19 protein-coding genes are annotated in these 16,785 nt (G+C 53.8%); 11 read left to right on the top strand and 8 right to left on the bottom strand.

Annotation, left to right across the window (positions count from 1 at the left end; all coding sequences use genetic code 11):
* The first annotated feature begins 81 nt into the window (after positions 1–81).
* The 3 genes from ACQYWX_RS03325 (at position 82) to ACQYWX_RS03335 (ending at position 2,227) form a co-directional block, all read left to right on the top strand.
* Complete coding sequence (locus tag ACQYWX_RS03325) at positions 82–660, top strand: exonuclease domain-containing protein (RefSeq protein WP_431687876.1); 579 nt, start codon at positions 82–84, stop codon at positions 658–660.
* 22 nt (positions 661–682) lie between these two features.
* On the top strand, positions 683–1,192 hold the full coding sequence (locus ACQYWX_RS03330) for an endonuclease V (RefSeq protein ID WP_431687877.1): 510 nt from the start codon (positions 683–685) through the stop codon (positions 1,190–1,192).
* Between the two features lie 144 nt (positions 1,193–1,336).
* Positions 1,337–2,227, top strand: coding sequence for a hypothetical protein (locus ACQYWX_RS03335; RefSeq protein WP_431687878.1), 891 nt, complete (start codon positions 1,337–1,339; stop codon positions 2,225–2,227).
* Between the two features lie 183 nt (positions 2,228–2,410).
* Here the strand turns inward: ACQYWX_RS03335 and ACQYWX_RS03340 are convergent, their stop codons facing one another.
* Positions 2,411–3,499: a beta-galactosidase gene (locus ACQYWX_RS03340; RefSeq protein ID WP_431687879.1), complete on the bottom strand. Its 1,089-nt coding sequence runs from the start codon at positions 3,497–3,499 to the stop codon at positions 2,411–2,413.
* A 382-nt stretch (positions 3,500–3,881) separates the two neighbouring features.
* Between ACQYWX_RS03340 and ACQYWX_RS03345 the strand changes: the two genes are divergently transcribed.
* The 5 genes from ACQYWX_RS03345 to ACQYWX_RS03365 all read left to right on the top strand — a co-directional run bounded on the left by ACQYWX_RS03345 (position 3,882) and on the right by ACQYWX_RS03365 (position 8,410).
* Positions 3,882–4,460, top strand: a complete 579-nt coding sequence (locus ACQYWX_RS03345; RefSeq protein WP_431687880.1) for an HD domain-containing protein — start codon at positions 3,882–3,884, stop codon at positions 4,458–4,460.
* Between the two features lie 362 nt (positions 4,461–4,822).
* Positions 4,823–5,338 carry an outer membrane beta-barrel protein gene (locus tag ACQYWX_RS03350; RefSeq protein ID WP_279504086.1) on the top strand — a complete coding sequence of 172 codons (516 nt, stop codon included), beginning with the start codon at positions 4,823–4,825 and terminating at the stop codon, positions 5,336–5,338.
* Positions 5,328–6,539, top strand: coding sequence for a hypothetical protein (locus ACQYWX_RS03355; protein WP_431687881.1), 1,212 nt, complete (start codon positions 5,328–5,330; stop codon positions 6,537–6,539). Before ACQYWX_RS03350 ends, ACQYWX_RS03355 begins: the two co-directional genes overlap by 11 nt.
* A gap of 111 nt (positions 6,540–6,650) precedes the next feature.
* The gene (locus tag ACQYWX_RS03360; protein ID WP_431687882.1) at positions 6,651–7,373 is read left to right on the top strand and encodes a glycine-rich domain-containing protein; all 723 of its coding nucleotides are present in this window, start codon (positions 6,651–6,653) and stop codon (positions 7,371–7,373) included.
* Positions 7,374–7,534: 161 nt separating this feature from the next.
* A complete protein-coding gene (locus ACQYWX_RS03365; RefSeq protein WP_431687883.1) occupies positions 7,535–8,410 on the top strand; it encodes a hypothetical protein in 876 nt (291 codons plus the stop codon).
* Here ACQYWX_RS03365 and fos read toward each other — a convergent pair.
* From fos to ACQYWX_RS03390, 5 genes are all read right to left on the bottom strand, one after another.
* A complete protein-coding gene (gene fos / locus ACQYWX_RS03370; protein ID WP_431689495.1) occupies positions 8,399–8,800 on the bottom strand; it encodes a fosfomycin resistance glutathione transferase in 402 nt (133 codons plus the stop codon). The two genes, ACQYWX_RS03365 and fos, sit on opposite strands and share 12 nt — an antisense overlap.
* Before the next feature lie 42 nt (positions 8,801–8,842).
* Positions 8,843–9,271 (bottom strand): hypothetical protein, encoded by a 429-nt coding sequence (locus ACQYWX_RS03375; RefSeq protein WP_431687884.1) that lies wholly within the window; start codon positions 9,269–9,271, stop codon positions 8,843–8,845.
* Between the two features lie 13 nt (positions 9,272–9,284).
* Positions 9,285–9,740, bottom strand: a complete 456-nt coding sequence (locus ACQYWX_RS03380; RefSeq protein WP_127968402.1) for a thioesterase family protein — start codon at positions 9,738–9,740, stop codon at positions 9,285–9,287.
* Between the two features lie 89 nt (positions 9,741–9,829).
* On the bottom strand, positions 9,830–10,705 hold the full coding sequence (locus ACQYWX_RS03385) for an SGNH/GDSL hydrolase family protein (protein ID WP_431687885.1): 876 nt from the start codon (positions 10,703–10,705) through the stop codon (positions 9,830–9,832).
* A 34-nt stretch (positions 10,706–10,739) separates the two neighbouring features.
* The gene (locus ACQYWX_RS03390) at positions 10,740–11,414 is read right to left on the bottom strand and encodes an esterase/lipase family protein (protein ID WP_431687886.1); all 675 of its coding nucleotides are present in this window, start codon (positions 11,412–11,414) and stop codon (positions 10,740–10,742) included.
* 333 nt (positions 11,415–11,747) lie between these two features.
* On the opposite strand from ACQYWX_RS03390, the gene ACQYWX_RS03395 reads away from it, so the two are divergent.
* A complete protein-coding gene (locus tag ACQYWX_RS03395; protein WP_011394796.1) occupies positions 11,748–11,999 on the top strand; it encodes a hypothetical protein in 252 nt (83 codons plus the stop codon).
* An 11-nt stretch (positions 12,000–12,010) separates the two neighbouring features.
* Here ACQYWX_RS03395 and ACQYWX_RS03400 read toward each other — a convergent pair whose 3' ends face one another.
* Entirely contained in the window at positions 12,011–13,039 is a 1,029-nt protein-coding gene (locus tag ACQYWX_RS03400) for an AraC family transcriptional regulator (RefSeq protein WP_431687887.1), read from the bottom strand.
* 265 nt (positions 13,040–13,304) lie between these two features.
* Here ACQYWX_RS03400 and ACQYWX_RS03405 point away from each other — a divergent pair, with 265 nt between their 5' ends.
* Both ACQYWX_RS03405 and ACQYWX_RS03410 read left to right on the top strand, forming a co-directional pair.
* The gene (locus ACQYWX_RS03405; protein WP_279504105.1) at positions 13,305–15,617 is read left to right on the top strand and encodes a M4 family metallopeptidase; all 2,313 of its coding nucleotides are present in this window, start codon (positions 13,305–13,307) and stop codon (positions 15,615–15,617) included.
* Between the two features lie 133 nt (positions 15,618–15,750).
* Entirely contained in the window at positions 15,751–15,975 is a 225-nt protein-coding gene (locus ACQYWX_RS03410) for a hypothetical protein (RefSeq protein ID WP_127968414.1), read from the top strand.
* Positions 15,976–16,013: 38 nt separating this feature from the next.
* Here the strand turns inward: ACQYWX_RS03410 and ACQYWX_RS03415 are convergent, their stop codons facing one another.
* Complete coding sequence (locus tag ACQYWX_RS03415; protein ID WP_431687888.1) at positions 16,014–16,667, bottom strand: HAD family hydrolase; 654 nt, start codon at positions 16,665–16,667, stop codon at positions 16,014–16,016.
* Positions 16,668–16,785 lie beyond the last annotated feature (118 nt).

Consider the following 16,785-nt stretch of genomic DNA (forward strand, 5'->3'; position numbering starts at 1 on the left):
AGATAACGCCGTCGCCGTACGCGCAGTCGAAGCTGCGATGGCTTTATCTCCGACATTAGACGTTATTGAAGAAGTATTAAAATGGATTTATCTGTAAAACCTGATTACTACCTGATCATTGATCTTGAGGCCACCTGTTGCGACCAGGGCTCCGTTCCCCGTAGGGAAATGGAAACCATTGAAATTGGCGCAGTGATGGTTGACCCCGCGTCTCTGGCGGTGGTGGATGAGTTCCAGACCTTTATTCGGCCAGTGCGACACCCGCAGTTAACGGACTTCTGTCGTGAACTGACTACAATCCAGCAAACGCAAGTCGATGACGCGCCGACTTACCCGGAGGCGATTGAGTCTCTGCAAGACTGGATGCGCCATTACCCCAATTATCTGTTTTGCTCCTGGGGGGATTACGATAAAGGTCAGTTCGAGCAGGATTGCCAATATCATCGGGTCGCCTATCCTTTCGCCAGCGGGCATCTCAATATCAAGAAGCAGTTCTCAGAGACGCAAGGGCTCAAGAAAAAGTATGGCATGGCGGGCGCCTTGCGCGTTGTCGGTTTGTCCCTGGAAGGCTGTCATCACAGAGGTATCGACGACGCCCGCAATATGGCGAAACTGATGCCTTATATAGTCGTACCAAAAATAGTCGTTCAGGAAAAATAGTGGGTCGGGAAAAGGTGAAACATTGATTCTAGCGGTAGACGTTCAATACGAAGACGATGGCGGCGCAACCGTGGCGGGCGTGCTGTTCAAAGACTGGAGCGACCCGGAGCCGACGCGAGCGGTGCTGACGCATGTCAGCGAAGTGCAGGATTATGAGCCTGGCCAGTTCTACAAGCGTGAGCTGCCCTGTATTTTGCAGTTGCTGGACGCTATTTCCGAATCAGTCGATATCATTGTCGTGGACGGCTATGTCACGCTGGGCGCGGATGATCGACCCGGTCTTGGCATGCATTTGCATAACGCGTTGCAACAACGTATTCCGGTCATTGGCGTGGCGAAAAAAGCCTTTCTGGACACGCCGCCGGACCGTGAAATCTTACGCGGCGACAGCCTTAAACCTCTGTATGTTTCCGCCGTGGGCGTCCCACTGACTCAGGCTCGGGACTGGATTCTTGCAATGAGCGGCAAGCACCGCATCCCCACACTTCTCAAGCGGGTCGACCAACTGTGTCGAGGCTCCTGGCGTCCATAACGAGAGTATTTCCTCCTCTGTTCTATACTGAAAAATAATGCCTGTGACTTGCTGAGAAGATTTCCAATGCGGGTCAGTGGGTTTTGTAATGAATTCAGGACGGATGACAGAGCTTTGCGAGCGAGCCGCAGAGCGGGGAGCCATGTGCGTTATCTGTTATGTCTGTGTCTTAGCTGTTGTTTTGGCATATCCGCTGTCTTCAGCGCGGAACCCGTGGTGGTGCGCCATGTGGGGCCGGAAGACGTTGGCGATATCCGCAAAAATTACTTCATTGGCGTGCTGCATCTGACGCTGGAAGAATCCGTATCGAAGGTGGGCCCCTACGAGATGAAGCAGATCCAGGCCCCGATGTCGCAAGGGCGGGCGTTTAAAAGCCTGCAGGAAGGGCTGGTCGATGTGGTCTGGTCCATGACCTCGGAAGAGAGAGAAACCAACTTTCGCGCCATCCGTATTCCTTTGATGCAAGGTTTGATCGGCTATCGGGTGCTGGTCATCCGTAAAGAAGACCGTTACAAATTCAATGCAATCACTGAGCCTGAGCAGCTCCAGGCGTTGCTGGCCTATCAGGGCCACGACTGGCCTGATGCGCAGATCCTGCAGGCTAATGGCTATCGCCTGAACACCAGCTCCTGGTACAAGGGATTGTTCAAACTGCTGGCGCAGGGCGGCTTTGACTACTTCCCGCGCAGCGTGTTGGAAGCCTGGGATGAGCTGGCCGCCTATGATCAGGATAGTTTGATGGTGGAAGAGAGTATTCTGTTGCATTACCCGACGGCGGTTTACTTCTTCGTGCGGCGGGAGGATGTCGATCTGGCGGAGCGGATACGTCTGGGGCTGCGCAACGCTATCGATAATGGCAAATTCGAACGCCTGCTGTATGGATTTGAACCCCATCGCCGCGCGTTGCAGGCGGTGGACTTCAAACATCGTCGTATTTTTCAGCTACATAATCCGCTACTGACCGAGCAGACGCCGTTGGATGACGAATCGCTCTGGTTTGACGTGGAAGCTTACGTGAAGAACCATTCCCAATGAACTGATCGTCGCGGTGAGCGGCGGATGCGGTTCACTCCTGGTTGACGCAGGGACGCCGGCCCTGAAGAGGACCGGCGTCGTGTTGACGGGACAAAATGATCCCGTTCCCTGCGTGTTTACAGGTCGCCATGGTCACTGATTCCTTGTGGAGAGAGTTTCGGCAAGCCTCGCCGAAGGGGGAGACTATTCTGACGCCAGTTGGATGCTGGTGTGCACCAGCGTCAGATCGTCGCTGAGTGCGTCGCTCTTCAGGTCAGCCGCCCAGACTTCGATATAGTTGAAGCCGGAATCCAGCGCGAACTGAATGGAGCCGAGCAACTCTTCTTCGGTGAGCTGGATGTTGGCGCGGTCGGATGACGCCGTGCCGACGATTTGCACCGCTGCGAAGCTGGTCGCCTGAGCGGACACCAGCAAATTGTACATCTCCGGATAGGCGGTCATCGCGTTCTCTTCGCTGAACCAGGCGGCGAACAAACCGAATCTCTGACCGATGCTGGCGTGGCCGTAGGCGGCGACTTCCTGAGCCACTACCGGGCTACGGAATACCGGATGAATTTCCACGTCCAGTTTAGTGTTGGGGAACGCGTCGTCGTAAGCGTCCATAATCTGCTTCCAGGATTCCACCAGCGCCTCGTTGGAGAACCCCATGGATCTGAAACGGTTCTCCGTATCGCGGTCGAAGAAATACTGCATTTCAAAACCGTTAGTAGTGGAGTTAGTCATGTGCACCAGCGCGATGTTGGGATTGCCGTCGTAGCGTTGACCCAGGGCGTCAATAAACTGCGAATAGCGATCCAGGAAAACGCTGTCCCATGGCAACGGCATGCTCTTCGGATATACGCTGCGGAACAGATAGTCCAGGGTTTGCGCGCCTTCCGACTTCAGCCAGGAGGGCGCCTCCGCTCCGTTAGTGATCGCCAACGCGATTTTTACGCCTTCCTGTTGCGCTTTCGCCAGCTGGCTGTCCAGGCGGCTCCAGTCGTAGACCCCGGGGGTTGGTTCCAGCAGCGCCCAGCTGATGCGCACCAGTACGCCGTCCATGTATTCGATTTCTCCGGCGTTGTGGAATACCGAGGAGTTACGCTCAGTGGTTGGGCTGCAGCTACAGTAAATACCTGACAGGTTCGGACTCTGCATGGCGTTGGCTGTGCTGGAGACGGCGCCGGAAGCGGCGATGGCTCCGCTGATGAGCAAAGAATTGAAAGCCGCTTTCCAGTTGTTGCGGATAGAAGAAAATGTGTGTGAACGGGTGGCGAAGATCTCCTTGTACATGATGCTATACCTGCTTATGTTCTGCCCATGAATGGGACGATGGATATCGGGTTAATAACTCTCGAAAGTACCGCTCAGCTCATTCGTTGGGCGCAGAATAGGCATCATGAAGGAGGGGTTAAAGGCAGTTTCCGTAAAACTGTGACGCGCCTGCCGGGGCGTTACCATAAGCCAACGCAAGTTAATGGTTTTGACCGGGTATGTATCTGTATGTATGTGAAATTAAAGAATATATTTCTGGCGTGAAACTGCAGAAATGGGACTTGCCGCACACTGGAAATGTGACCGTTCCGCTTGTTGAGGTGTCTGCTATGACGTTAAAGGGATATACTCCGCCGCGTTAACGGCCGCCTAAGATGACAGTGACGAGGAAATGGCATTCATGAAAGTAGAGCTGGAGAAGATTTTCAGTTTCATCATCGAACTGGAAAAGCTGAAAAGCGTCAATCGCATGACCAAAGTGATTGGAACCGATCGCCGGGAAAATTCGGCTGAGCACAGTTGGCAAATCGCGGTGCTGGCGATGTCCCTGGAGAGTTACGCGAAAGAGAAGGTGGATATCAACCGGGTCGTGCGCATGCTGTTATTACATGACGTGGTGGAAATTGACGCTGGCGACAAGTTTGTCTTCTCCGCCGCCCATGCGGACACGGAAAATGAAATGAAGGCGGCTGAACGGATATTCGGGATGCTGCCGTCGGAAGTAGGGAACGAATTTAAATCCTTGTGGCTGGAATATGAAGAGAGGCGGACCCCGGAGTCTCGCTACGCCTACGCCATGGATCGATTGATGCCGGTATTGATCAACCTGAATAACGGCTGTCAAAGTTGGGTGGAGAATGGCGTGCGTCTGGAGCAAGTGCTGTCGAAAACGGGAATCCTGGCCGACTTCAATGAAGCACTGTGGGAGATGATCAGCGGTCGCTTGCATGAAGCCCATCAAAAAGGTTTTTTAGGCTAAAAATTATTTTAAAACAGTGTGGTGGAGAGCCGAAAAGTACAGGCTAAATAACATGTGACCTGCTCGGCGTTATCAATTGGCTTAAGCGTTTTACGCTGGACGTTAAGCGGCATTCAAGGTAATTTACGCCCACCTATAGTGCTTACTGATAAACCCAGCACTATATTACCGCCTGCCGGCGACGCATTGCGCGCCTCAGGCGGTTACCTCCCCTCCCTGATTTTCCTCTATCGCGTCAGTAAATTATTACAACTTGTTTAAGCCGGTTTTTGTAATTAGCAATAGCTGATTGATTTCCATAATATACCTTTACTTTTCTGCAGTCTTGGCACTGCCCAAAACCAATCACGGAAAGAATTCCAATGCGTCAAATAACTTGTATCTTTACTTGCTTAGCCTGTTTCTCTGCGCCAGTTCTGGCGGAAACTTGGTATGTGGGAGCGGATGGGGGCGTAGGAATGGTGAAAGCCTCCTCCGAAAAATTTTACATCCCTGCAGCCAATGTTCGTTTGGGCGGACGTCTTGAAAACGGCGTTGGTCTGGAAGCTTTATTCTCTACAGGCGTTACTGATTCCGAGGAAGCGAACGTCAATATGGAGCTGAACAGCATGGCGGGCGGTTATTTGACTTACACCGGCGTACTGAGCGACACCACGTTGCTGACATTGGGAGTCGGTTACGTCGCCACTGAGCTGGAAACCGAAGTGGGAGGCAAAACTTCCGATCTCTCATTCGATGGAACCAGTCTGGCGATCAGGTTGGAAGAGCCGCTCAGAGCCTATCCCAGCGTGAAACTGTCCGCTGGCTACTATCATGTGTTTGAAGATGATGGCGTGAAGATCAGAAACTTTGGTCTGGGATTGCAATATGATTTCTAACCTCAGAAAAACCCGTGTTGTAGCCGGTTTTGCCGCGCTGGCGTTGTGCTCTGCGTTGCTGTCCGCCTGCGGCGGAGGCTCTGGCGATACGGATGCGTTGAATGACGCGGTCGATGCAGGAAAACTGGACGCTAAGAGTCTGACCCTGACTTCTACCTCTGACAAAGTGCTGTTTGAGCCTAATGAGAGCTGGCAGATGAAGGTGGTGGCGGAGCTGAATAACGGCTCGACCCAGGACATCACCAGTAAAGTGAAATGGAGCACTGACGATGGCGCTCTGGCGACAGTCGACAATGCCGGCAAAATGACGACCGGAACCCCGGTTGGCAATCAGGATGTGGTGATTACCGCATCACTGGTGAACCTCAACGCGCAACTGACGGTTACGGTTTCTGACGCCACCTTATCCACTATTGAGGCGAGCGCGAGCGATTCCGAAGTAGATGAGTGCCGCAGCCTGACCCTGAGCGCAACGGGAACCTACACCGACGGCTCTCAGCGTCCAATTGTTTCAGGGTTATCCTGGACTAGCAGTGATAGCGCCGTGGCGACGATTAACAGCGACAGTAGCATGCTGGTGACCCATAACAGCGGCAACGTAAATGTGTCTGTCAGCCGGGGTACAGTAAAATCTACGGACGTGCCTATCACGGTCAACGATACACTGGCGTCTTTGAAGATAAACGAAGGCAGTACGGTTTCTGTCAGCAAGTCCGGCAGCACGACTCTGACGGTCAGTGGCGACTACAGCGATGGAACCAACAACGTCGGCATCACCTCCAACGCTATCTGGACCAGCGGCAACACGGGCGTGGCCACGGTTGATGGCGGCAAGGTCACAGGCGTATCTACGTCTTCCACGACTGTCAAAGCAGAATGTGGTGGACTTTCCGCCGAGACGACGGTGAAAGTATTGGAGATTTCCGGTTATGAGCTATCCGATGTCAAAGGCGACACGGCTCTGGAAGAAGGTGAGGTGCGGCAGTTGAGCTTCTATGAGGTCTACACTGACAGCACTAAAAACAATATCTCTTCTAAGGCGGACTGGGAAATTACCACCGGCGACGAAATCGCGGATATCAATGGCGATGGTAAACTCACCATGAAGAATGACTTCAGCGGATATAGCGGTACTTCTATTACCGTTAGAGCTGAATATGACGACAAATCAAAATCGTTGACCATTAATATTGAGAAATAGTTGGTGATTATTCTCTAACTCTATGTAAAAGGGGCGATTTATCGCCCCTTTCTCTTTTCGGGTAGGGCAAGGATGTGGATAATGAGCGCCGGCGTTGTTAAGGAGGCTGCCTTGAATTATCTGATTAATGTCCTTGTACTTGCTGTCTTGGCGGGTCTTTCCTATTTTGGTTATCAGCAGTATCGCAAAGCGGTGCGCAATAGACGCGTCCGATTTATCGATAACTACCGTTTCCCTCCCACCATTGATCGGCGTATCGCCAGGAAATATCCGCATTTGACCCCTGCGCAGGTCGAAAGAGTTCTCACTGGTCTGCGTGAATACTTTCATATCTGCCGCATGGCGAATGGACGAATGGTGTCCATGCCGTCACAGGTAGTGGATGTCGCCTGGCACGAATTTATTTTGTTCACCCGTCGTTATGAAAAATTCTGCGACGAAGCTTTTGGGCGCTTTTTACATCACACGCCAGCGGAAGGTATGGGCAAAGCTACAAATGTACAGGATGGGGTGAAACTGGCCTGGCGCTTGAGCTGCTTAAGGGAGAACATTGATCCTCTGCGGCCCAAGGCGTTGCCCATTCTATTCGCCCTGGATGCGGAATTGAAAATTCCCGATGGCTTTTACTATTCGCTGGATTGTACAGGGCGTAATGACCACTGCGCGTCTAATATAGGGTGCTCTAGTTCCAGCTCCAGTTGTTCTAGCGACTGCGGTGGCGATTGGGGGAGCGGCTCCGGCCGTCGCTACAATGATAATGACAACGACAGCAGCTCAGACAACAGCAGCAGTTGTGGAAGCAGCTGCGGCGGAGGCTGTGGCGGCGGCGACTGATACAACGCGTCATCCCTGCTAATATTTCCCTAATAATCCAGCGGACAATTAGCGTTTTCCTATATGTCCGCAAACGGCAGGAGCTGCTACTTATGTCAGCCCCTGTCTTCAGAGGCTTGTCGTCGCGAAGCGTACCGCCTCATTGAATACGGGATCAGGGTATGAAGCTGTTGTGTGGCCTGTGGCTGACGTTGATGGCGGTTTCCGCCTGCGCGGATCAGCGTCCTCTCCGTTATTATCAAAAAGACAGTCGTTACGAATATCGCATTCAGTTGCTGCAACTGGCGTTGTTAAAGGCGGGGGTTGGTAATGAATTCATGCTGCGTCCCCTGCAGGACAATGTCACTGCGGCAAGAGGCCTGGCTTTACTGGAGCGGGGGCAGCTGGATGTGGCGTTCCTGCCCACCACCGTTGATCTGGAGCGGCGCTTTCGGGCGGTGAAAATTCCCATTCTACGGGGAATACTGGGCTATCGTGTGTTTTTGACGCATAAACACAGTCTCCCCGCATTGAGCCTGGTGAAGAATCTGGATGATCTGCGCGAGCATTTTGTCGCTGGCTTTGGCGCGCAATGGAGTGACATTGATATTTTGCGCGGCAACCATCTCAAGGTGGAGGACTCCCCGCAATACGGACTTTTATTCGATATGCTGATGGAGATGCGCTTCGATTACTTTCCCAGGGGGTTAAACGAAGCCTGGAAAGAGCTGGAAGAGCGTCAGGCGCAATATCCCGATCTGGCGGTGGAGCCCACGCTGGCGTTGTATTACCCCTATCCGGTGTACTTCTTTGTGGGCAAAGGGGATGAAACCCTGGCGCGATTGATTGAAAAAGGGCTAAACGTAGCGCTGCAGGACGGTTCGTTCAAACAGCTGTTCCTTGCCCATCACCAGCCGTTTTTAGACCGCGCGCAGTTACCGCGTCGACGTGTATTTCTATTGCAGAATCCCACTCTTCCTGCTGAGACGGAGGCGCCTGATACGCACTGGTGGTTGCCGGAATCGCCCCTGAATGAAAGCGCGCCGTCAGTCGAATAGTTGCAGTCCTTCGTAAGGTTCCTCGCGCAGTGAACGCAGTCTGGATTGTAGAGAGCCGACATGGATTTCGAGCTTGTGGCCGTCGGGATCGAGAACATACAGCGAATCGCCTTCGCTGCGGTTTTGCTTCCATTGCTTCACACCTGCCTGGTTGAGCGTTTCTCTCATTAGAGGGAAGTCTTTCTCGGCGATATCGAAGGCGATGTGTGAGTAATCGCCGCTGGGTCGGCTGGCGTCCAGAGAAAGACATAACCAGAGTTCGCCCGCCGACAAATAAGCGCCTTGTTTCCACTTGGCGTGAGGCGTCATTCCCAACAGAGAAACGTAGAACTCGAACGCGACGTCCAGGTCGCTGACCGCAATGGTGATATGGTTGAGACCATTCAACAATCCGCGCGGAGCGCCTTCGTTTTTCAACATGGCTATCTGACGTCAGATTTTGCTGTGGTCGATGAACAGGGCTTCCAGGCCGGGTGTTTTACTGCCTTTATTCGCCTGATACAGATGACAGCTGATGCGGGCGTAGTTATCGAGATCGCTCTGCACCAGACACGTGCTCTCATAGGCGATGCTGTTTTCTTGAAAGCGCATGCGCAAGACCGTGGCTTCGCCATGCACGGCGTCTTCAATCGCCGCCTCGCCGAATATCACGGCGCCGCCGATTTCCCGTTTGATCTTGAGTTGGTGATTCTCGGAATAGATTTGCAACGCGCCTTGATAGGTACTGGTGGAGTCAGGCGCCTTACCGATGAGTTGGTAAGCGCCGATGATGAAATCTCCGAGGAAATCTTTGGCGGTCTCGCCGCCGAAAGCGGAGGGGGATAACAGGCAGCACAACAGCGCTGCAGGTTTGAGGTTCATCCTGAAAATCTCCTTAGGATACTGTGTAAGTCGCCGTGCCCAGCGCGATCGTCTGCTCTCTATCATTGACCAGTTCCATGCGCGTCACCGCTATCGACTGGCCGTGACGAATGACGCTGGCGGAGGCGACGAAAAACGCGCCGCGCCCGGGGCGCAGATAATCCACCCGCATATCTATCGTGCCGAGCCTGCGCAGTTTGCGCTGCACTTCTTTTGGATCAATTTCCGTAAGCCGCTCGATGATGCTGATCGTCGCCACCAAGCCGCCAGCCACATCAAGCAGCGTTGCGGTGACGCCGCCGTGCAGGATGTTCTGAAACGTATTGCCGACCAGCTCCGGCTTCATTTCCAGTCCCAGCACGACTTTCTCCTTGCTGACCTCGCGGACTTTGATGCCGACCAGCCGGTTAAAGGGGATATGCTCGTTAAAATAAGCGGTAATTGTTTCTATCAGCTGTGCTTTGTCCATGCAATGCGCCTTTCACCTTGTTGGGCGGAATGTCTCATTAAAGCAGAGGCTCCATTACGCAGCCTATGAGACATAAAGGTTTGTTGACATTACGCTTTTATAGCCTGTTTCCGCCTCCAGGCGTAGCCCTGATTTTCCTCCAGAAACTGGATGAAGTCGGCGCCGAAGTTTTTATACCCCTTTGCGGAGAGGTGAATTTCATCCGCCCAGAATTCTTTGCCGGTCAGATTCAGACGACGTGTCTGCGCGTCGTAGAACAGCGTATTGTCGTATTGGGAGAGCGTTTCAGCGAGGGCGTCGGACAGACGTCCATGTATGATGCGGATGATGTCATGACGCAAGGGCGATGCTTCTGCGGGCGGGTATCCATGCAGTTCGAATACTGATGAGATCCAGGGACCCGAGCGTAGAAGCAGAAACAGTTTCCATCCCCGTTCACGGCTCAGCGGCGCACTGTAGCCATGGCTCACGACGATGGCGTTGGGGTGATAACGGTCGCGCATTTCCAGGCTGCTTTTGTAGAAATCCGTGATATTGCTCAACACAGTATCAAGAATATCCTGCCGCAGGCATTGCTGCGCCGTTAGGTCCGGTTCGTAGGGCGCAAGGATCGGCGCCAGATTGGCGAATATGTCGTTGCCGCCTGCGCTGATGAAGATATAGTCAAGCCGGACGTGGGCGTGCTTCAGCCTGCGATAGTGCTGTAAATGCGGTTGCATCTGTAAGGTGGTGGCGCCGGAAATGGCGAGGTCCAGCCAGTTGGCGCCCTGCGGTTCCAACATGGCGATCGCTTCAAAGATATTATTGGGAGCGTTTAAGGCGCCCCAGCCGCGGCCTGGGTAATCAAACCAGGAATCGCCTTCCAGCAGGATATTTGGATACTCGCGCCGCACGCCCTGTCTGACGCCGTCAATAAACTCGTTTAAATTTCCGCTGATGTAGTGTTGTCCTATCTGTCTCGCCATGACCTGTATTGCCTGTCCTTATGTTCCTGATGATTCAGCGCTTGTGTTGAAAGCGTCCCTCCCGCAGGAAATGCAGGGTTTGTTCCAGCGCAGTCTGGTTGCGCATGATAAACGGATGCGTTGCAGGGAGCACCAGAAAGTCTCTCATGCCCGTCAGCTTTGCCCGCTCAACCGACACTTTACCGTCATTGGGACCTTTGATCATGAGGGAGAGCAGAGGATTTACGGAGCGGTCGCCGGTGATGACGCCGCATTCAAAGTCGGGTGAGCCCAGATTTTGCAGTAACTGGTTGTCGACGGCGCCCAGTTGCCCGCCAGCCGGACCGTTAATCAACTTGAATAACCTCAGCTTGCCTAATTTGTCGACCACTTCGCTACCCTGACTAGGCGGGCTGAGCATAACGACCCGACCTATGGAAATGTCAGGCTTCGATGCCCGCAAAACCCTGACCAGGATACCGCCCATGGAGTGTGTGACGAAATGCAGTGGCAAGCTGTCGGCGCCGAAGCGAGCGAGTAAGGCGGGATAGAGATGCTGCGTCGCCAGTGCTTCCAGGGAGAGTCGCGTGGAAGGATAGTTCAGGTTGACCGTATCGAAACCCTGTGCGTCGAGATAGCGTTGCATACGGTTCAGACTGCGGGACGTACGCGCCAATCCGTGCAATAGCACAACCGGCTGCCGCGTCAGGGAAAGGGGATGATGATTCATGATCGGGCTCCGTTGAGAGACAGGTCTGTAGAGTCTAGATGCGTGGATGTATATAGGGGCGCCGCAGAGGATAGGGTTGCGCCAGATAAACCTTTAAGTTGCGTTTTTCAATACCAAACAAGGCGCTGGCGTTAGGCGTTAATTGATAAAGGACAAGCTAAAACAATTGAAAACACACTCGGTGCGGGCAATCATCTATACTAGACCAATGGCTAAGGTTAGCTAACGCGTTGGATGCTATCCAGAAGGAATTTTCGCTTAATAATTAAACAAATAAAGCGAATGTATGAATGAACTATCTCGTATGCAAGGGGCTTTAAGCAGGGGGCTGAGATGGATATGCGATTTTATGGTGTGGACTGGATCGCCATGTTGTTGACGTTTGTCGCAGTGTGGCAGATCGGCAATAAGAACAAAGCTGGGTTTTGGCTGATGATGCTGGCCAATGTGGGATGGATGATGGTAGGAATCATGGGCCAGAGCACCGCCATTTTTCTGGCGAATGCAGTTTTTCTCTCAATGAACTGGCGCGCCGCCAGTAAATGGGCGAAACAGGAAACGACCGCTCATGCGGATACCGCTTGAGGCGGGGTCGTTTACAGTAACGGGGACTCCTGCAGGCTTTGCCGGTAAGTCTCCGGCGAGCAGGAAAACCAGCGTTTAAAGGCGCGGCTGAAATTGCCGGCGTCGTTGAATCCCAGACTGTATGCGATTTGGGAGATGCTCATGGAAGAGGACTTCAGATAACGCTCCGCTATTTCCTGCCGCACTTCATCAACCAGCTCACGGAAGTTGGTTCCCTCCTGACTAAGATGACGTTGTAGCGAACGTTCACTTAAATGCAGCGTATGCGCCACTTTCTGTAAAGACGTTTCCTCAGTCGCCATGGTCTGGCGCAGCAGCGAGCGTACTCGCTGAGTCAGCTTTCTGTTGAACAGGCGGCCGAAGTAGATTTCGCAAAGTCGCTCGTTTTCATTCGCCAACAACACATCGGCGTTAGGCAGGCGGCAGTGAAAATAATTACGGCTGAAAACCAGGCGGTAGCGACTGTCGCCCCAACTGACCGGACTGCGGAAATAGCGCTCGTAGTTTTCATAATCCGCGGGTCTATCGCGCCCCATGGAAACACGCAACAAGTCCGTTCCCTGCGGGGTCAGAAAGCGGCAGATGCGCACCATCATACAGGCTGCGGCGTCCAGAATGGCGTCGTGCAGCAGCGCCTCGCCTTCGCGCACCACGCCCAACTCCACTTCATCGCCATTGGTTTGCAGATACAGTCGGGTGACGTTGGAAATGCCGTAGTTATAACGAATCACGCGAGAAAATCCCTCCCACAAAGACTGACTGGCGATAACCGCGTAGCCCAGGGCGTGGAAGGTGGTCAGACTGATATTTTTGCCAGCGTCGATGCCGATGCTTTGGCATTGGGTCGTTGCAATGACGGCGTCGAATAAGGCGTTGATTTTATCGGTGTGCACGGGGGCGAGGGGAGACTGCAATTCGGAAGCGCAGAGTTGCGCAGACTGCATTAAATCATAAGCGTCCAGCCCTTGTTTCTCAAAGGCGTCCAGACACATTTTCACCCAGTTGGCGATGATGAAGGGTTCGTCCAGTTGTGGCGTCATAAGAGTAGTTTCTCTTCCATAGACTTGGCGAAATAACTAGCCTGCCGCAGGGTCGCCGCCCATGCGTATTCGAATATAGCAAATCAAGGGCCAGGGAAAACTCGGCCAAATAACCTAACGAAATAGGCGTACTTCACACTGTTAAAAAAATGGCAGCAAGTGACAGGTGAATAGCGCGCAATGACATGTCGAATGGATTCTCAATAGCTAGGATGTTCCGCTCCGATAAAACCAAAATGATAGAAACAAGAGAGGGGAACTACTCGTGAAATTAAAGCTTTTAGTAGCTGTCATGGCCGCCATGACAGGCAGCTACGCCTTATACCACCAGTTAGGCGATGGATCGTCGGACGCCACTTCGGCGTCGGTGGAAAACGCTCAATCATCCGCTCAGACTGTCGCAGCCGCGACGGCGATGACGCCTGGCGCCGCGCCAGCGGGTGCGCCCGCCTCTGCGAAATCGGCAGGCGATGCGCCCAGCATGGCGGATGTTGAGGACTTTGTAGCCAATCTAGATGATCAGGCGGATACGGGTTATCAGTCCCCCAATGCACAGTTTTCGCCCCCCGCGGCTGGCGCTGACCTATTTCAGGGCGAGCGCACCGCTGGGGTTGGCGCGCCTTTCCATCTAAAACCGAATGGCGATCAGCCGTTGGTGGCCAGCGACGCCAATATGGCCAAGCAGGCGATTATGATGGGCGGCAAGCAATTGCTGAATATCAGCGAAAACGACGACCTGGAGTTGAAAACCTCCAAGCGTGATGATGAAGGCAACGTCTATTACAAATTCGCCCAGGAATATAACGGCGTGCCTGTGCACGGCCGTGAAACGGTGGTGCAGGCGTCCGGCCAGGACGAAATCAGTCTGGTGACCGGCGAATTCGAGCCGGGCATCCAATTGGACGTTAATCCTGGTTTGAACGGTCAGGTGGCGTTCAACAAAGCGGTCGACAGTATGCGCGACACCCTCAAGGGCGAGCCAAGATTCCGCGAAGATCCCAGCCTGCAGATTTATGTGTCCGAAGCGGATGGTCCGGTCCTGACCTGGCGCTCCGTGGTGGAATACACCACCACCGACGAAGGCTATCGCGTAGATGAAATCTTCGTTGACGCCAACAGCGGCAAGATCGTGGATAAACTGCCGCGCTTCTACTCGGCGTTGTCGCGCAGCGTACACTCGATCGACCGTCAGTGTTTCGACCCTAACTGGGGCAGCAACATCCTGCCGGGCCGTGAAGTGTCGCCTAATGCAGATGAGCACGCCAAATCCGCTTACGACAACTCCGGTTACACCTACTGGTTCTACGACAACATGTTCAACCGCGACTCCTTTGACGGCCGCGGTAAGAAGATGGTCAGCACCGTACACGCCATGTTCTCTTCTCCGAATGGCGGCTGTTCCGGCGATAACGCTTACTTCAACGGCGAGCAGATGATCTATGGCGAAGGCGGCAGCATGTTGCAGAACCCCGCTGGCGCGCTGGATATCGTCGCTCACGAGCTGACTCACGGCGTGACGTTCTCTGAAAGTAACCTGACCTATCGCAATGAGTCCGGTGCGATCAACGAAGCGTTGTCTGATATCTTCGGCGCTGGCGCTGAAACTTACATGATGTCCGGCGGCAGCTCCAGCGGTAAGCCTTCTGGTGGCCTGAAACCTCAGCGCAGCAACTGGACGCTGGGTGAGAAGGCTTCTCCGAACGGCAGCATGATGCGCGATATGACCGACCCTGTGGCCGACGGGCAGAGCCGCGACAGCTACGACTCCCGTTACACTGGCTCGGAAGACAACGGCGGCGTTCACCTTAACAGCGGCATCATGAACCTGGCGTTCTATCTGCTGTCTGAAGGCGGCGTTCACCCTCGCGGTAAAACCACCAACCGGGTGACCGGCATCGGAATGGAAAAAGCGCTGGCGATCTACTATCACGCCAACACCAATCTGTTCACCGCCTCCACCAACTTTGCTTCCGCGCGGACGCGTCTGGCGCAATCAGCGGAAACGCTGTACGGCGAATGCTCCCAGGAATGGCACTCCATTCATGAGTCTTTCGACGCTGTAAAAGTGCAGGGCAGCTGGACGCCTTGTGACGATGGCGGCGATGACGGTGGAGACGACGGCGGCGACAATGGCGGAGATGACGGCGGTGATAACGGAGGGGACGACGGTGGAGATAACGGCGGCGATACTGGCTCCGTTTCAGTTTCCAGCGCGAAAGCCTCCAGCACCTACAGCAGCAGATATCAGGCTTCGAATCTGCATGACGGTTCTCTGTCTACGCCTTGGGTGTCTTCCACTATCTACAACAGCTATCAGCAACAGTGGGTGATGTTGGATCTGGGCAGCGCCAGAAGCATGTCCGGTATGACCATCAACTGGGATGGCGGCAACTTCGCTGGTTCTTATGACATCTATGTCTGGCAGAACGGCCAGTGGGTGCGTGCGCAACGCATCAGACAGTACCGCTCCGGCGCGGCGGATATCCCGCTGCAAGCCAACTCTCAGTACGTACTGGTCACCATGCGCTACGGCAACTACGGCCGTTGGTACGCTATTGACGAAATCACGCTGAGATAATCTGCGTTGAGGGGCGCTTGTCGCCCCTTTTGTTTCCGGCGCCGTTGGGACGTTGATGCGGCGTCGGGCCTTCAGCCCGGAGGAGACTGCCTCCCTCAAAAATAACAACGCGGCAGTAAGAGACAAAATCAAAATGAATATCAGAAATGAACTTGCTCCCATTCTTCTGCAAGCCGTATCGGATGCGATTCAATTCAATCGCGCGATTATGGACGGCGGCTTCTTAAACGATTCGGAAAGTCACTTCGAGTATTTGGTGAGTTTGAATCACCTTCTTCATTATCTGGAGGAGGAGTACAAAAAAATAGAAGCAGAGGTGGGCATGCCTCTGAATCTATTAGCGTTGGAGAGCGCCTGAGGCAGGCGCGTAATGAGTCAGTGGCCGCCCGGATTGCGTTATGGTCGCCGGCTCAATAAATGGACCAGTTCTCTCATGTCATGAAAGCATAAGGCCGCACCCGCGGCCTTTTGTTTTTCCGCATCCATGTCCGCACTATAGGCGTACACCGTCATACCTGCGGCCACAGCGGCGGTGATGCCCGCTGTGGAGTCTTCCACCACCACACAGTGTTCAGGCGCTACTTCCAGTGCGGAGGCGGCGTGCAGATAGATATCCGGCGCAGGCTTGGGGTTCTCAACATCTTCGACGCAGAAACAGTGATCGAAATACGCATGCAGGCCGGTCCGATTGAGTTTGAAGTCCATATCTTCACGCAGGGCGTTGGTCGCCATGGCCTTGGGTAGATGGATCGCCTGTAGTGTTTCTTCTACGTAAGGGACCGTTTTCAGACCAGTGTGCATGGCTTCCCAGAAGCCGGTGCGCAGGCGATGGTGGGTGTCCTCCGGTAACGCCCGCCCCAGTAGGCCGGCGGCGGTGATCAGGTTGGCTTCCGTGGTTTGTCCAGTGAAGTGGGTATGCATTTCCATATGGGACAAATGCAGTCCCTGTTCCGCCAGCAGGCTCATGAATACTTCATTGGTCAGGCGCTCGGTATCCACCAGCACGCCATCGCAGTCAAAAATAACAGCGTCGTACATATACTTCTGCATGCATTGATCCAGGGTGAGTGAGAGGTAGGGTGTTCGGACAGTATACCGGGCGGATGGCCCTAACGGCATTTATACGTGCGTATAGGCGCGCCCAAGAAAAGGTTTCTCCAGCGCGGAG

Origin of the sequence: Hahella sp. NBU794, from assembly GCF_050749805.1 — a bacterium.
Classification (GTDB): domain Bacteria; phylum Pseudomonadota; class Gammaproteobacteria; order Pseudomonadales; family Oleiphilaceae; genus Hahella.

Excerpts from the sequence above, each read along its gene's own strand:
- ACQYWX_RS03400 (WP_431687887.1), bottom strand. The coding sequence starts at position 13,039 with ATGACGCCACAACTGGACGAACCCTTCATCATCGCCAACTGGGTGAAA.
- ACQYWX_RS03390 (WP_431687886.1), bottom strand. The coding sequence starts at position 11,414 with ATGAATCATCATCCCCTTTCCCTGACGCGGCAGCCGGTTGTGCTATTG.
- ACQYWX_RS03410 (WP_127968414.1), top strand. The coding sequence starts at position 15,751 with ATGAATATCAGAAATGAACTTGCTCCCATTCTTCTGCAAGCCGTATCG.
- ACQYWX_RS03380 (WP_127968402.1), bottom strand. The coding sequence starts at position 9,740 with ATGGACAAAGCACAGCTGATAGAAACAATTACCGCTTATTTTAACGAG.
- ACQYWX_RS03345 (WP_431687880.1), top strand. The coding sequence starts at position 3,882 with ATGAAAGTAGAGCTGGAGAAGATTTTCAGTTTCATCATCGAACTGGAA.
- ACQYWX_RS03340 (WP_431687879.1), bottom strand. The coding sequence starts at position 3,499 with ATGTACAAGGAGATCTTCGCCACCCGTTCACACACATTTTCTTCTATC.
- ACQYWX_RS03350 (WP_279504086.1), top strand. The coding sequence starts at position 4,823 with ATGCGTCAAATAACTTGTATCTTTACTTGCTTAGCCTGTTTCTCTGCG.
- ACQYWX_RS03325 (WP_431687876.1), top strand. The coding sequence starts at position 82 with ATGGATTTATCTGTAAAACCTGATTACTACCTGATCATTGATCTTGAG.
- ACQYWX_RS03415 (WP_431687888.1), bottom strand. The coding sequence starts at position 16,667 with ATGCAGAAGTATATGTACGACGCTGTTATTTTTGACTGCGATGGCGTG.
- ACQYWX_RS03355 (WP_431687881.1), top strand. The coding sequence starts at position 5,328 with ATGATTTCTAACCTCAGAAAAACCCGTGTTGTAGCCGGTTTTGCCGCG.
- ACQYWX_RS03365 (WP_431687883.1), top strand. The coding sequence starts at position 7,535 with ATGAAGCTGTTGTGTGGCCTGTGGCTGACGTTGATGGCGGTTTCCGCC.
- ACQYWX_RS03385 (WP_431687885.1), bottom strand. The coding sequence starts at position 10,705 with ATGGCGAGACAGATAGGACAACACTACATCAGCGGAAATTTAAACGAG.
- ACQYWX_RS03375 (WP_431687884.1), bottom strand. The coding sequence starts at position 9,271 with ATGAACCTCAAACCTGCAGCGCTGTTGTGCTGCCTGTTATCCCCCTCC.
- ACQYWX_RS03395 (WP_011394796.1), top strand. The coding sequence starts at position 11,748 with ATGGATATGCGATTTTATGGTGTGGACTGGATCGCCATGTTGTTGACG.